Raw genomic sequence first — 13180 nt, 5'->3', positions numbered from 1 at the left:
GCCGGTTACTGCCGGGGTGTGAAGCTGATAAAGCGCGTGCCCTGCATCTTCAGTTCACCTCTGGCGCCCTTGTCCAGCTGATGATATTCCGCCTCTTTAAGCTGCACTTTGATGTCGCTGGCACCGTTCAGCGGGTGAAACAGCACCTCGTAGCGCATCTCTTCCCCGGCGATCACTTCCCGCTGCCGCGAACGGCGATTGGGTGCAGGAAATTCGCGTTTGGTTTTGACCTCAACCTGCAGAGAACGCTCGGGTGAAGCGTCATTCACCGCCACTTCCCGGCGTTGCTTAATGAACTGACGGGTCGCCAGCACGGCGATAATCGCCAGAACGATGATAAAGATTAGCGGCGGTTTGCTCATAGCGTTCTTGTGCCTGCAGGATGATTAATCAGGCGGCAAAGCATACAACCAGAGTTGCCTGATTGTCACATCTCAGAGGCTTAACCTAAACTGGAAGGGATATTTTGGGATCTTTCACCATTTTGAACAAAAAAGGGAGAAACAATGCTCTGGTCTTTCCTCGCTGTACTTTTCTCCGGCTGGCTCTATGTCGACGCCACCTATCGCGGCCCGCAATGGCAACGCTGGTTATTTAAGCCGGTCACGCTGCTGCTTCTTGTCGGGCTGGCCTGGCAGGCACCGGTGCTGCAGACTACGGACTACCTGATTCTGGCCGGTCTGGTCGCGACGCTGGTCGGTGATGCGTTAACGCTGCTGCCGCGTCAGCAGATGCTCTATGCCATCGGGGCTTTCTTCCTGTCGCACCTGCTTTATACCCTCTGCTTCGCCGCCAGCATGACCATGACCTTCTTCTGGCCGATTCCGCTGACGCTGCTCATCATCGGTGCCGCCCTGATTGGCATCATCTGGAGCCGACTGGAAGATCTGCGCTGGCCTGTCTGCACCTTTATCGGCATGACGCTGGTGATGACCTGGATAGCGACCGAGCAGTACTTCTTCCGCCCGACCGATTACAGCTTCTCGATCATGGTGGGTGCCGGTCTGCTGCTGCTGGCAAACGCCGTCTGGTTTATCTCACACTATCGTCGCCGCTTTACCGCCGACAGCGCGATTGTCGCCGCCTGCTACTTCGCCGGTCACTTTATGATCGTGCGCTCGTTGTGGGTCGTCTGAAAAAATAGCCTTGACTCTGGAGTTCACTCCAGAGTGTAGGATAAGGGATGGGCTGCGTTGCTCATCCCACTATCCTTACACTCTGGAGGTCATATGCATCAACATCACGCCTGTGGCTGCGGCAAACCCCGTGCCAGTCACGCCGCAGCAAAACCGCTGTGCCAGGTTCGCCAGGCCCGCCCCCTCTCCCTTTCTATTCACGCCGCGACGCCTGTACCTGCCGAGACGGCAGGCTGTTGCTGTGACAGTCACTGCAGCCCTGGCAACGACGCCGACACCGCTGAGGAAAGCGACCGGCGAGGCGCCGACAGTTATCCCTTTAGCTGGCAGGTCAGCGGGATGGATTGCCCGTCGTGTGCCCGCACCATTGAAACCGCTGTCCGTCAGGTGAGTGGCGTGACCGATGCCCGTGTCTTGTTCAGCAGCGAGAAACTGGTGGTCAACGCTGACCAGGACGTACAAAACGCCGTTGAACAGGCGGTGAAAAAAGCCGGCTTCCAGCTCGCAACCCCATCAGCCACGTCGGCCACATCCCCCGCTACGCCGGGCTGGCAGCATAACCGGATGCTGATTTTGCTGGCGCTGCTGGTGCTTGCCAGTAGCATTCTCAGCCAGTTCGCGCCCACCTGGGGCGATCGGCTGTTTGTGCTGACCACGCTGGTCGGCCTGGTCCCGGTGGCGCGCGGCGCCTGGCAGCGTCTGCGCAGCGGATCGCCTTTTACTATTGAGACATTAATGACGCTGGCGTCAGCTGGCGCACTGATTATTGGCGCACACGCTGAAGCCGCGATGGTGCTGGTGTTGTTTCAGCTGGGCGAACAGCTGGAAAGCTATGCCGCTTCCAGGGCGCGCAGCGGCGTTACCAGCCTGATGGCGTTGCGGCCTGAATCGGCGATCCGTCTTGAACAGGGCAAACGTACTGAGGTACCGCTCGCAGCGCTGCAACCCGGCGATGTGATTGAAGTCGCGGCGGGCAGCCGCTTGCCGGTCGATGGCAGCTTAATCAGCCCGCTTGCCAGTTTCGATGAGAGCGCGCTAACCGGTGAATCACTGCCGGTAACGCGGGCCAGCGGCGAAAAAATCCTCGCCGGTGCTACCAGCGTTGATCGCCTGGTGATGCTGGAAGTGGTGTCGAAGCCGGGTGAAAGCGCGATCGACCGTATCCTGCAGCTGATTGAAGAAGCGGAAACGCATCGTGCGCCGGTCGAACGCTTTATCGACCAGTTCAGCCGTATTTACACGCCGCTGGTCATGCTGCTGTCGCTGCTGGTGATGGTGGTGCCGCCACTGCTCGGCGCAGGCGACTGGCAGCCGTGGATCTACAAAGGGCTGACACTGCTGTTGATTGGCTGCCCCTGTGCACTGGTGATCTCCACGCCTGCCGCCATTACCTCCGGGCTGGCTGCAGCGGCGCGACAGGGCGCACTGATCAAAGGCGGTGCGGCGCTGGAGCGGCTGAGTTCGGTGCGCAGAATGGCGTTTGATAAAACCGGTACTCTGACGCTGGGCAAGCCGCAGCTGACGCAGATCCTGCGCTTTGGCACGGCCAGCGAGTCAGAGATGCTGGCGCTGAGCGCCGCTGCGGAACAGGGTGCCACCCATCCGCTGGCCAGCGCTATCGTGGCGGCCGCGCAGGCGCGTGATCTGGTGATTCCTGACGCGCAGGATCAGCAGGTGCAGGCGGGACGCGGCATCAGCGCGAAAGTCGCTGGCCAGCAGATTCAGCTGCTGACGCCCGGCCATGCACCCGGTCTGACGCCGCAGCAAAATGCGCAGATAGCGCAACAGGAAGCTGAAGGTGAAACCCTGGTGGTGCTGATGCGCGATGGCGAAGCGCTGGGTGCGCTGGCTCTGCGCGATCAGTTGCGCGACGACGCCGTCGAGGCGTTAAAGGCGCTGAAAAAGCTGGGTATTGAGAGCCTGATGCTGACCGGCGACAATCCGCGCGCTGCGGCGACCATTGCCCGCCAGCTCGATATTGATTATCGCGCCAGTCTGCTGCCCGCCGATAAAGTCGCGGCGATCCGCGAACTGAGTCAGCAACAGCCGCTGGCGATGGTCGGGGATGGCATTAACGACGCGCCAGCAATGAAAGCGGCAACGCTGGGCATTGCGATGGGCAGCGGCACCGATGTGGCGCTGGAAGCGGCCGATGCTGCCCTGACGCGTAATCAGCTCAGCAATCTGGCTCCGATGATTGCGCTGGCACGCCGGACTCGGCGCATCATCCGTCAGAATATCGGTATTGCGCTGGGGCTAAAGGCGATTTTCCTGGTCACAACCCTGCTGGGTCTGACCGGACTCTGGCTGGCGGTGCTGGCAGATTCGGGTGCGACCGCGCTGGTCACCGCCAACGCGCTGCGGTTACTGCGTCGCCGCGCCTGAGCAGGCGGCTTCTGATCTGAAGAGTGAGGTTAACGGCGGCCTGTACGGCTGTCGTCAACCCGCCATGCCTTTGCGGATCAGAAACTGATAGGGCAGCGTGTCGGTTTGCTGCGCCAGCAAGCCATGTTCCATAAAGCGGCAGAAGCCGGGAATATCGCGCGTGGTGGCCGGATCATCGGCGATGATCAGCAACGTCTCGCCATCCTGCAGGCTGCGTACGGTTTTGCGCACCATCATCACCGGCTCCGGGCAACGCAGGCCACGGGCATCCAGCTGATGGTCGGCAGAGGAAAAAGCATCGCTCATAATCAACTCGGTTCAGGTAAGGGGCGCTCATTCTAGCGCGTGCTGGCGGTGAAGCAAGGCGATAACGATTGCGCTAAAATTAACCATTGCATAAAAAGCACAACGCGGTAAGATGCCGCCGCTTTTTGCTCATAAAACTGCCAGGCGCTGCCCGAACGGCGTCCCGCAATGGGTTCCCTCACCCCAACATTAAAAAGGTTGAATATGCTCGCATTTTCTTCGCGTCAGCGCATGCATGCGCTTTTCTGGTTATCGCTGTTTCACCTGCTGGTGATCACTTCGAGTAACTATCTGGTTCAGTTGCCTATTTCAGTGTTTGGCTTCCACACCACCTGGGGTGCATTCAGCTTCCCGTTTATCTTCCTGGCGACCGACCTCACCGTGCGTATTTTTGGCGCACCACTGGCCCGACGCATTATTCTGGCCGTGATGATCCCGGCACTGTTTATCTCTTACAGTGTCTCGGCGCTGTTCTATCAGGGTGAATGGCAGGGCTGGCAGGCACTGGAAGTGATGAATCTGTTTGTTGCCCGTATCGCCTGCGCCAGCTTTATGGCTTACGCGCTGGGTCAGATCCTCGACGTTCACGTGTTCAACCGTCTGCGTCGCCTGCCACAGTGGTGGATTGCGCCGGGCTGCGCCATGTTTCTCGGGAATATCAGCGATACGCTGGCCTTCTTCTTTATCGCCTTCTATAAAAGCCCCGATGCGTTTATGGCGCAGCACTGGGTTGAGATTGCCCTGGTGGATTACAGCTTCAAAGTGCTGATCTGCATGGTCTTCTTCCTGCCCGCCTACGGCGTGCTGCTCAACGCGGCGCTGAAACGTCTGGCTGAACGCCAGACCGCCCGCCAGGTCAATTTCGGCTAAGCGCCCATACGGTTTCCACTACTATCCGCTAAGATCTTCTGACAATCATCAGGTTGCGTTTGCAACCTGATTCCTGTTGTATTAATGCCTGACTGGAAACTTAAAAAGGGATTCTGATGCGCAACCTGGTGAAATATGTAGGAATGGGTTTACTGGTACTCGGCTTAGCAGCCTGTGACCAGAAGAAAGATGAAGCGGCGAATGACAACGGCGTCAGCGCCAGTCAGTCGGCGCAAACCGTCACGCTGATGGATGGCAAACTGAGCTTCTCGCTGCCACCAGGCATGTCCGATAAAAGCGGTAAACTGGGTTCGCAGACCACTAACATGCACGTTTATGCGGATGAAACCGGTGCCCGCGCCATTATTGTGATTGCCGGCGACCCGACCAATGATGGGCTGGATGTGCTGTCGCAGCGTATGGAACAGCAGCAGCGTAACCGCGATCCGCAGTTGCAGGTGGTGTCGAACAAATCTGTGACGCTGAAAGATCAGCCCGCGCAGCAGCTGGATACGGTGATTTCTGCCAACAACCAGACCTCATGGTCTTCAGTGGTTCTGGCGAAAGTAGATGGCAAACTGGTGACGCTGCAGATTACGCTGCCAGGTGATAATCAGCAGCAGGCGCAGAGCGATGCTGACAACATCGTGAAAAGCATTACGCTGAAGTAAAACAAAAGGCTGGCTTCCCTGCACGGGGAAGCCAGCCTTCGTTCAGAAGGGCTTTTTATAAACCTGCATTCTCGCGAATATATTTCCGCGCTTTCACCGCATATTCAAACGGATTGGCCAGTGCCGGATCCTGCTCCGCTTCAACCACCATCCAGCCTTTATAGCCGTAATCATCCAGGATTTTGAACACCGGTCTGAAGTCGATCACGCCATCGCCCGGTACGGTAAAGGTGCCCTTTTTCACTCCTTCCAGGAACGAAAGATGGTTCTCACGCACCTCGGCGACCACCTCATCACGCACATCCTTAAGATGAACGTGGAAGATGCGCGGCAGATATTTCTCCAGTACCGCCAGCATTTTCTGCTGGGAGCCTTCGGAGTAGTAGACGTGGCCGGTGTCATAGAGCAAACCGACCTGCTCGTCGGTCATCTCCATAAACCGGTCAATCTCTTCAGTGGTCTGAATGCCGGTGCCCATATGGTGATGCAGCGTCACGCGCATCCCCTTCTCCGCCGCGATGCGGGCCAGTTCGTTGTAGCCTTCCGCGGTTAACTGCCACTCTTCATCGCTGAAAATGGCTTTCTCTTCAAACACCGCAAGCCCGGTGCCCTGAATACTTTTGCTCTGCTCGGAACAGCCAATCACCCGCGCGCCCATTGCATGCAGGAAGTTCATATGCTCGATGAACTGTTCGATGGTTTTCTGTTTATCGCCATTAGCGAAAAAGGTGCTGAACCAGGCGTTGCAGATCTCGATGCCGCGAATGTCGAGCATCGGTTTCAGAATCGCCGGATCGCGGGGATATTTGCTGCCTACTTCGCTGCCGGTAAAGCCAGCCAGCGCCATCTCACTGACGGTTTGCTGGAAGGTATTCTCACTGCCGAGATCCGGCATGTCATCGTTGGTCCAGCCGATCGGGGCGATCGCCAGTTTTACATTCTCTTTGTTCATTATCTTATTCCCAGGCGGAGAGCGGCCATGCCGCATAGACAGCTAAATCAGTTATAGAAAGCAGGACGCGGCGGCATCTCTACCGGCTCAATCGCACCACTGTTCTGCGCTTTAATGCAGGCATCGGCGGCGACTGAGGCGGCAAAGCCATCCCAGGCAGAAGGACCGGTCAACTGGCCCGCTTTGATGTCGTTGATAAACGCCTGCAGCTCAACGTCATACGCCTCGATAAAGCGATCTTTCCAGTCCACCAGAATGGTATTCGACAGGCGGGCCTCTTTGCGCAGCTGCACCGAAGAGGGCTCTGGCAGGCGCGCAATCCCCTCTTCGCCCACCACTTCACACTGGATGTCATAGCCGTAAGCGCAGTTAACGAAGATCTCGACGTCGATGCGGACCCCTTTCTGGGTTTCGAACAGCACGATCTGCGGATCTTTCAGCTGACTGTGTGACTTCGAGGTGACGCGCGGGAAGACCACCTGCACCGTTTTATAGTCATCGTTTGTCAGCCAGCGCAGCACATCCAGCTCGTGGATCAGGGTGTTGGTGATCGCCATCGGCGTGGTGTAGTTCTCCGGCACGGTCGGGTTGCGGTGCGCGCAGTGCAGCATCAGCGGCTCACCGATATCGCCATCGGTGATTACTTTTTTCAGTGCACGGTAGCCCGCATCGTAAGGACGCATAAAGCCGACCTGCACCAGGCGTTTACCCGCCTGAATCTCTGCATCCACGACCCGGCGGCAGCCCTCGGCGCTCATCGCCAGCGGCTTTTCACAGAACACCGGTTTACCGGCGGCAATCGCCGCTAAGGTGAACTCTTCATGGGTCGGATCCCATGAGGTGACCAGCACCGCATCAACATTCGGAGACTGAATCACGTCGTGTCCATTTTCGAATACCTCCGCCTCAATATTCAGGCGTTGCAGTGCGGCACGCGCGCCTTCGACATTAATGTCAGAGACGGCAACCACCTGTGCACCCTGCAGCACGTGGCTGCAGCGACGAATATGTTCCTGACCAATTGCACCTGTACCGATGACGCCAAGTTTCAAAGTCATAATTACACCTGTGTAGGGTTCGTACGGAGAAGAGCAAAACGGGCCGCGGCACGGCCCTGAAATTAATATTTTCGTGCCTGATCCAGATGGCTGTTGAGCTTGTCCGCCACCGCCTGAGAACGTTCGGTCTTCGAGGCCTGCGCCACGCCGACGTGCCACCAGCTGAAATATTTGTGGATCATGGTTTTTGGCAGCACTTTGATGTCGATAAGGGTGGAAACCGTCTGGGTACGGGCATCTTCCAGCGCCGCTTTGAGCTGCTCCAGCGTGGTCACACGATAGGTTTTACAGCCATAACCGGCGGCAATAGCGGCGAAATCGACCGGGATAAAGCCGCCGTCCAGCTTGCCACCTTCCGCATTACGGAACCGGAACTCGGTGGTAAAGCTGTCCATGCCGTGTTCCATCTGCAGGTTATTGATGCAGCCGTTGGTCATGTTATCCAGCAGCACTACGTTGATCTTCGCCCCTTCCTGAATCGAGGTGACCAGCTCTGAGTGCAGCATCATAAAGGAGCCATCACCGACCAGCGCATAGACCTCGCGCTGCGGCTGCGCCAGCTTCACACCCAGCGCGGCATTCACTTCATAACCCATGCAGGAGTAGCCATATTCAACGTGGTAGGCGTTGTAATCTTTGGTGCGCCAGACGCGCTGCAGGTCGCCCGGCAGACTGCCCGCCGCTGCCACTACCACTGCGTCTTTTGGCAGTTGCTCATTTAAGGTGCCGAGCACGCTGCTTTGCGTCAGCAGCGACTGGGTCAGGCGGTTAAACTCAGCGAACACCGCTTCGCGGTCGAGATGATCCGCAATCTCCGGCACAAAGTCGCCATCGTGATATTCCACCTGGTAGACACGCTGCGTCTCTTTCAGCAGCTGGCTCTGCGCCTGCTCAATCTGGTTGCCCCAGTCGTTGCTGTAGTGCTGCGAGGCCAGACCGGCGGTGAGCGCGGTCAGCCCTTCGCGGGCATCGGCCAGCAGCTGCACGCCATCGAGCTTGTAGCTGTCAAAGTTACTGACGTTGATGTTCAGGAAGCTGACATCGGGATGCTGGAAAATCCATTTCGACGCGGTGGTGAAGTCGGTGTAGCGGGTGCCGATGCCGATCACTAAATCGGCCTCTTTCGCCAGCAGGTTAGCCGCCAGACAGCCGGTTTCGCCCACGCCGCCGACATTCAGCGGATGGTCAGAGACCAGCGTGCCTTTGCCCGCCTGCGTCTCCGCAAAGGGAATCTGATAGCGCTCGGCAAACTGGCGCAGCGCCTCGCCCGCTTCGGAGTATTTCACTCCGCCGCCGCAGATAATCATCGGCTTGCGCTTACGGTTAATCAGCGTCAGGGCATCTGCCAGCTGCGCCGCCACCGGCAGGCGGCGATCCAGACGGTGCACCCGTTTCTGGAAGAAGTAGTCCGGGTAATCCCAGGCTTCGCCCTGCACATCCTGCGGCAGCGACAGCGTGACCGCGCCGGTTTCTGCCGGATCGGTCAGTACACGCATGGCGTTGATACAGGCGGACATCAGCTGTTCCGGGCGGCTGACGCGATCCCAGTATTTGCTGACGGCGCGGAAGGCATCGTTGGTGCTGATGCTGAGATCGTAGCTCTGCTCAATCTGTTGCAGCACCGGATCGGGCTGACGGGTGGCGAAGACGTCGCCTGGCAGCAGCAGCAGAGGAATGCGGTTGGCGGTAGCGGTCGCCGCGGCGGTGATCATATTGGCCGCACCAGGCCCCACAGACGAACTGCAGGCGATAATCTGGCGGCGCAGCGACTGGCGTGCAAAGCCGGTGGCTGCATGAGCCATGCCCTGCTCATTACGGCCCTGGTAGACCACCAGATCGCCGCTATCCTGTTCCAGCGCCTGGCCCAGCCCCAGCACGTTGCCATGTCCGAAAATGGCGAAGATGCCTTTTACGAACTTCGTCTCAACGCCATCAACATCAATGAATTGATTATCAAGAAATTTAACCAGCGCCTGTGCCGTGGTCAGTCTGATAGTGCCCATATTCTTCCTTACATGCTGGTGGACCCCGACTTCCGCGACAGCACGCCAGGCGTTGTCATCGGCGGAAAAGGCGACCTGAATAACTGAAACGTGAGGCGATTATAAACAAATATATTTTTCATAAAACACGATTACAGAAGAAACATTTCATTTTGCGAGTGAGATCAAATTTAATGACGGCAACAGGTCTGGCGGGCGATTGCAGTGGGGAAATCTGGAACGTTTAACAGAGAGTGGTGCCTGATGAAAAAATTCATTTCAATGCAGCAGCTTGCCTGACTGGCGTGCGGATTCCTGCGATCCCCTTCACAACCCTGACATACCGCACATCACGCTGGCAGAGTTCGCGCAGGCGGGCGGCAATCAGGAGTTTTACCTGGTTCACAAAATTGCGATGGATATTTCATTTCGTATTGAATATGGAATTTTTATTCCTCATACTCCCCTCATAGCCAGTCAGACACCTACAGACCCGGAAGCAGAGCGAAACTGGTGTCGGTCTTTACGCCCGCCAGCGCTGCTAATCACAGAAGGAAACCACAGGTATGAGTACACAACAGAAACCGCTTGATGTGATTTGTATCGGGCGCATCGCCGTTGATTTTTATGGCCAGCAAATCGGGGCGCGACTGGAAGATGTCACCTCCTTTGCTAAATATCTGGGCGGCTCGTCGGGCAATGTCGCCTATGGCACCGCGATTCAGGGGCTGAAATCGGCGATGCTGGCGCGGGTGGGAGATGAGCATAATGGTCGCTTTCTGCGTGAAGAGTTGCAGCGCGTAGGCTGTAACACCGATGCGCTAATCACCGATCCGCAGCGTCTGACCGGACTGGTGATCCTCGGCATCAAAGATGAAGAGACTTTTCCGCTGATTTTCTACCGCGATAACTGCGCCGATATGGGCCTGGTTCCGGACGATATCGACGAAGCCTTTATTACCTCTGCGCGCGCCGTGGCGGTTACTGGCACTCACTTATCCCATCCTCAGACCCGCGAAGCAGTGCTGAAAGCGCTGGATATCGCCCGCCGCAACGGCCTGCGCACGGCGCTGGATATCGATTACCGCCCAGTGTTGTGGGGACTGACCTCTCTGGGCGACGGTGAAACGCGTTTTATTGAGTCGTCACAGGTCACGCAGCAGTTACAGGAAGTGGTGCACTATTTCGATTTGATCGTCGGCACCGAAGAGGAGTTTCATATTGCCGGTGGCAGCACCGACACCCTGACCGCGTTGAAAAACGTGCGTCAGGCGAGTCAGGCGACGCTGGTCTGCAAACGTGGACCGCTGGGTTGCGTGGTGTTTGAAGGCGAGATCCCGGATAGCTGGGAACAGACTGAGCTGCACACGGGCGTACGCGTCGAGGTTCTCAACGTGCTGGGCGCGGGCGATGCCTTTATGTCTGGCCTGCTGCGCGGCTGGCTGAATGATGAGGGCTGGACTCAGGCGTGCCGTTACGCCAACGCCTGTGGAGCGCTGGTGGTGTCACGCCACGGTTGTGCGCCCGCCATGCCAACCAAAGCGGAGCTGGATGATTTCCTGAGTCGCGACAAAGAGGTGAAGCGTCCCGATCTCGACAGCCGTCTGAACCATCTGCACCGCGTGACTACCCGCAAGCAGCAGTGGCCGGAGCTGAATGTCTTCGCCTTTGACCACCGCAAACAGCTGGCGGATATGGCGCAGGAAGCGGGCGTGGACGAGAGCCGCATTCCGGAGCTGAAACTGCTGCTGCTGGAAGCCGCTCAGCAGGCTGCCAGAGAGGCAGGATTAGAGAATAAAAGCGGAATTCTGGCGGATACGACCTACGGTCAGAAGGCGCTGAACGCCATCACCGGTAAGAACTGGTGGATTGGCCGCCCGATTGAGCTGCCGAGCTCGCGTCCGTTGCGCCTGGAGCATGGCAACATCGGCTCGCAGCTGATCGACTGGCCTGCCGAACACGTGGTGAAATGTCTGGTCTTCTATCATCCGCATGACAGTGCTGAACTGCGTAAAGAGCAGGATGAGCTGGTGCTCGACGTCTGGAACGGCTGTAACAAAAGCGGTCATGAGCTGCTGCTGGAAGTGATTCTGCCTGACAACAATCCGGATAAGAATGAAACGTATTACTTTGATATGTTGAGCCATTTCTACAGTCTGGGCATCCAGCCTGACTGGTGGAAACTGCCACCGCTGTCGGCGGAAAGCTGGCAGGCGATCAGCGGTCTGATTGAGCAGCAGGATCCCCACTGTCGCGGCATCCTGTTACTCGGTCTGGATGCGCCCGAAGAGAAGCTTAAAGCGGGCTTCGCCGCGGCGGCCAAAGCGCCCTGGGTGAAAGGTTTTGCGGTAGGCCGCACTATCTTTGGTCAGCCTTCCCGCCAGTGGTTACAGGGGGAGCTGGACGATCAGGCGTTGATTGAGACGGTTAAAGGCAACTATCTGCGACTGATTGAGTACTGGCGCGCTGCCCGCGCCTGATTTCCTGCTCTGCCAGAGGCTGTCTCAACCAGGATAGCCTCAGACTGCTGACTCATTCAAAGCAGGGTGAATGTTGCCGCAACGAATAAGCTCAATGCGCAGGTAACACGGTCAGAGGAGGAAAGCGTCCCGCGCCAGGGACGGTGCGGGCCGAGCGGCCAGGGATGGCTTTAGCGACTTTCCGATCTGACCGTGTTACCTGAGCCTGCACAGTCTTACAGCTGGAAGGGGCACACTTTTCAACAATCTCACGCCATCACACCCGGGATGGCGTTTTTACTCGCATCCCTCTTCTCCTCACTGACTTTCCACGCCGGTTTTCATCCTGTTATAACCTGTGCAGAGGCGCGCCTCGGGCGCTGAGGCTAATCTGTGAACCATTTCATAAAGCCATGAAATAAACCGCGTCGTTGACGCAAAGAAATGAAATTTTCCATCCATCTGATACTATAGCGCTCATTATGCAGCCATTATTCTAATTATACGGGCAGAAGTGATGAACAATAATCCCACCCAACTTTCTCTCTTGCAGGACGATATTCGTCGCCGCTATGAAACGCTGAGCAAGCGTCTTAAACAGGTTGCGCGCTACATCCTTGATAACAGTAACAGTATTGCTTTCGATACCGTCGCCTCGATTGCTCAGCAGGCTGATGTGCCACCGTCGACGCTGATCCGCTTTGCGAATGCTTTTGGCTTCAGCGGCTTCAACGAAATGAAACAGGTTTTTCGTCAGCACCTGATGGAGGAGACGGTCAACTATACCGAGCGCGCTCGCCTGTTTCGCCAGACCTCCACGGACGACAGCGCCAGTGCGCCTGAAAGTCCGGCGGAAATCCTCAACGTCTTTACCATGGTTAACAGCCAGGCGCTGCAGCAGCTGGCGATGCAGGTTAATCCTGAGCAGCTGAACAAAGCGGTGAAACTGCTGAATGAGGCTGAGAATATCTATGTTATCGGCCTGCGCCGCTCTTTCAGCGTCGCTTCCTACCTGGTCTACGCGCTGCGTCATCTGGAGCGCCGCGCTTTCCTGATTGATGGACTGGGCGGGATGTTTACCGAGCAGCTCAGCCTGGTCAACCCGAAAGATGTGGTGATTGCGATCAGCTACTCGCCTTATGCACGTGAAGCGGTCGAGGTGGTTGAAATGGGTGCCAAACGCGGTGCGCATCAGATTGCCATTACCGACAGTCAGGTCAGTCCGCTGGCCGCCTTCAGCGATGTCTGCTTTGTGGTACGTGAAGCGCAGGTCGATGGCTTCCGTTCGCAGGTCGCTTCACTCTGCCTGGCACAGACGCTGGCGGTTTCGCTGGCACTGAACAACGCAAAGACCAGCTGAG

Annotated in this window: 11 protein-coding genes; 6 read left to right on the top strand and 5 right to left on the bottom strand. The window is 57.3% G+C overall.

Annotated elements, in window-relative coordinates:
• Window positions 1–5 precede the first annotated feature (5 nt).
• Window positions 6–362: a DUF2500 domain-containing protein gene (locus ACVKSX_RS15155; RefSeq protein WP_033759060.1), complete on the bottom strand. Its 357-nt coding sequence runs from the start codon at window positions 360–362 to the stop codon at window positions 6–8.
• Between the two features lie 144 nt (window positions 363–506).
• On the opposite strand from ACVKSX_RS15155, the gene ACVKSX_RS15150 reads away from it, so the two are divergent.
• A complete protein-coding gene (locus ACVKSX_RS15150) occupies window positions 507–1136 on the top strand; it encodes a lysoplasmalogenase (RefSeq protein ID WP_010253326.1) in 630 nt (209 codons plus the stop codon).
• A 93-nt stretch (window positions 1137–1229) separates the two neighbouring features.
• A complete protein-coding gene (locus ACVKSX_RS15145; RefSeq protein WP_187507252.1) occupies window positions 1230–3521 on the top strand; it encodes a zinc/cadmium/mercury/lead-transporting ATPase in 2292 nt (763 codons plus the stop codon).
• Window positions 3522–3575: 54 nt separating this feature from the next.
• On the opposite strand, the gene tusA is transcribed toward ACVKSX_RS15145, so the two are convergent.
• Complete coding sequence (gene tusA / locus ACVKSX_RS15140) at window positions 3576–3827, bottom strand: sulfurtransferase TusA (RefSeq protein WP_010253330.1); 252 nt, start codon at window positions 3825–3827, stop codon at window positions 3576–3578.
• Window positions 3828–4031: 204 nt separating this feature from the next.
• Between tusA and ACVKSX_RS15135 the strand changes: the two genes are divergently transcribed.
• Entirely contained in the window at window positions 4032–4697 is a 666-nt protein-coding gene (locus ACVKSX_RS15135; RefSeq protein WP_010253331.1) for a 7-cyano-7-deazaguanine/7-aminomethyl-7-deazaguanine transporter, read from the top strand.
• Window positions 4698–4813: 116 nt separating this feature from the next.
• On the top strand, window positions 4814–5368 hold the full coding sequence (locus ACVKSX_RS15130; protein ID WP_010253333.1) for a DcrB family lipoprotein: 555 nt from the start codon (window positions 4814–4816) through the stop codon (window positions 5366–5368).
• A 55-nt stretch (window positions 5369–5423) separates the two neighbouring features.
• Here ACVKSX_RS15130 and iolE read toward each other — a convergent pair whose 3' ends face one another.
• The 3 genes from iolE to iolD all read right to left on the bottom strand — a co-directional run bounded on the left by iolE (window position 5424) and on the right by iolD (window position 9381).
• The gene (iolE, locus tag ACVKSX_RS15125) at window positions 5424–6320 is read right to left on the bottom strand and encodes a myo-inosose-2 dehydratase (protein WP_010253335.1); all 897 of its coding nucleotides are present in this window, start codon (window positions 6318–6320) and stop codon (window positions 5424–5426) included.
• A 47-nt stretch (window positions 6321–6367) separates the two neighbouring features.
• Window positions 6368–7378: a Gfo/Idh/MocA family protein gene (locus ACVKSX_RS15120; RefSeq protein WP_033780961.1), complete on the bottom strand. Its 1011-nt coding sequence runs from the start codon at window positions 7376–7378 to the stop codon at window positions 6368–6370.
• A 62-nt stretch (window positions 7379–7440) separates the two neighbouring features.
• Complete coding sequence (iolD, locus tag ACVKSX_RS15115; protein WP_010253337.1) at window positions 7441–9381, bottom strand: 3D-(3,5/4)-trihydroxycyclohexane-1,2-dione acylhydrolase (decyclizing); 1941 nt, start codon at window positions 9379–9381, stop codon at window positions 7441–7443.
• A 545-nt stretch (window positions 9382–9926) separates the two neighbouring features.
• Here iolD and ACVKSX_RS15110 point away from each other — a divergent pair.
• Both ACVKSX_RS15110 and ACVKSX_RS15105 read left to right on the top strand, forming a co-directional pair.
• The gene (locus ACVKSX_RS15110) at window positions 9927–11840 is read left to right on the top strand and encodes a bifunctional 5-dehydro-2-deoxygluconokinase/5-dehydro-2-deoxyphosphogluconate aldolase (RefSeq protein ID WP_033773070.1); all 1914 of its coding nucleotides are present in this window, start codon (window positions 9927–9929) and stop codon (window positions 11838–11840) included.
• 496 nt (window positions 11841–12336) lie between these two features.
• Complete coding sequence (locus ACVKSX_RS15105) at window positions 12337–13179, top strand: MurR/RpiR family transcriptional regulator (protein ID WP_010253340.1); 843 nt, start codon at window positions 12337–12339, stop codon at window positions 13177–13179.
• The last annotated feature ends 1 nt before the right edge of the window (window position 13180 follow it).

This window comes from Pantoea sp. PvP021 (assembly GCF_054056055.1).
Note: the sequence above shows the minus strand (reverse complement) of the source record. Positions and strands in the feature narration are given on the sequence as shown.

Coding starts and splice junctions, on each gene's coding strand:
- ACVKSX_RS15155 (WP_033759060.1), bottom strand. CDS start 362: ATGAGCAAACCGCCGCTAATCTTTATCATCGTTCTGGCGATTATCGCC.
- ACVKSX_RS15150 (WP_010253326.1), top strand. CDS start 507: ATGCTCTGGTCTTTCCTCGCTGTACTTTTCTCCGGCTGGCTCTATGTC.
- ACVKSX_RS15145 (WP_187507252.1), top strand. CDS start 1,230: ATGCATCAACATCACGCCTGTGGCTGCGGCAAACCCCGTGCCAGTCAC.
- tusA (WP_010253330.1), bottom strand. CDS start 3,827: ATGAGCGATGCTTTTTCCTCTGCCGACCATCAGCTGGATGCCCGTGGC.
- ACVKSX_RS15135 (WP_010253331.1), top strand. CDS start 4,032: ATGCTCGCATTTTCTTCGCGTCAGCGCATGCATGCGCTTTTCTGGTTA.
- ACVKSX_RS15130 (WP_010253333.1), top strand. CDS start 4,814: ATGCGCAACCTGGTGAAATATGTAGGAATGGGTTTACTGGTACTCGGC.
- iolE (WP_010253335.1), bottom strand. CDS start 6,320: ATGAACAAAGAGAATGTAAAACTGGCGATCGCCCCGATCGGCTGGACC.
- ACVKSX_RS15120 (WP_033780961.1), bottom strand. CDS start 7,378: ATGACTTTGAAACTTGGCGTCATCGGTACAGGTGCAATTGGTCAGGAA.
- iolD (WP_010253337.1), bottom strand. CDS start 9,381: ATGGGCACTATCAGACTGACCACGGCACAGGCGCTGGTTAAATTTCTT.
- ACVKSX_RS15110 (WP_033773070.1), top strand. CDS start 9,927: ATGAGTACACAACAGAAACCGCTTGATGTGATTTGTATCGGGCGCATC.
- ACVKSX_RS15105 (WP_010253340.1), top strand. CDS start 12,337: ATGAACAATAATCCCACCCAACTTTCTCTCTTGCAGGACGATATTCGT.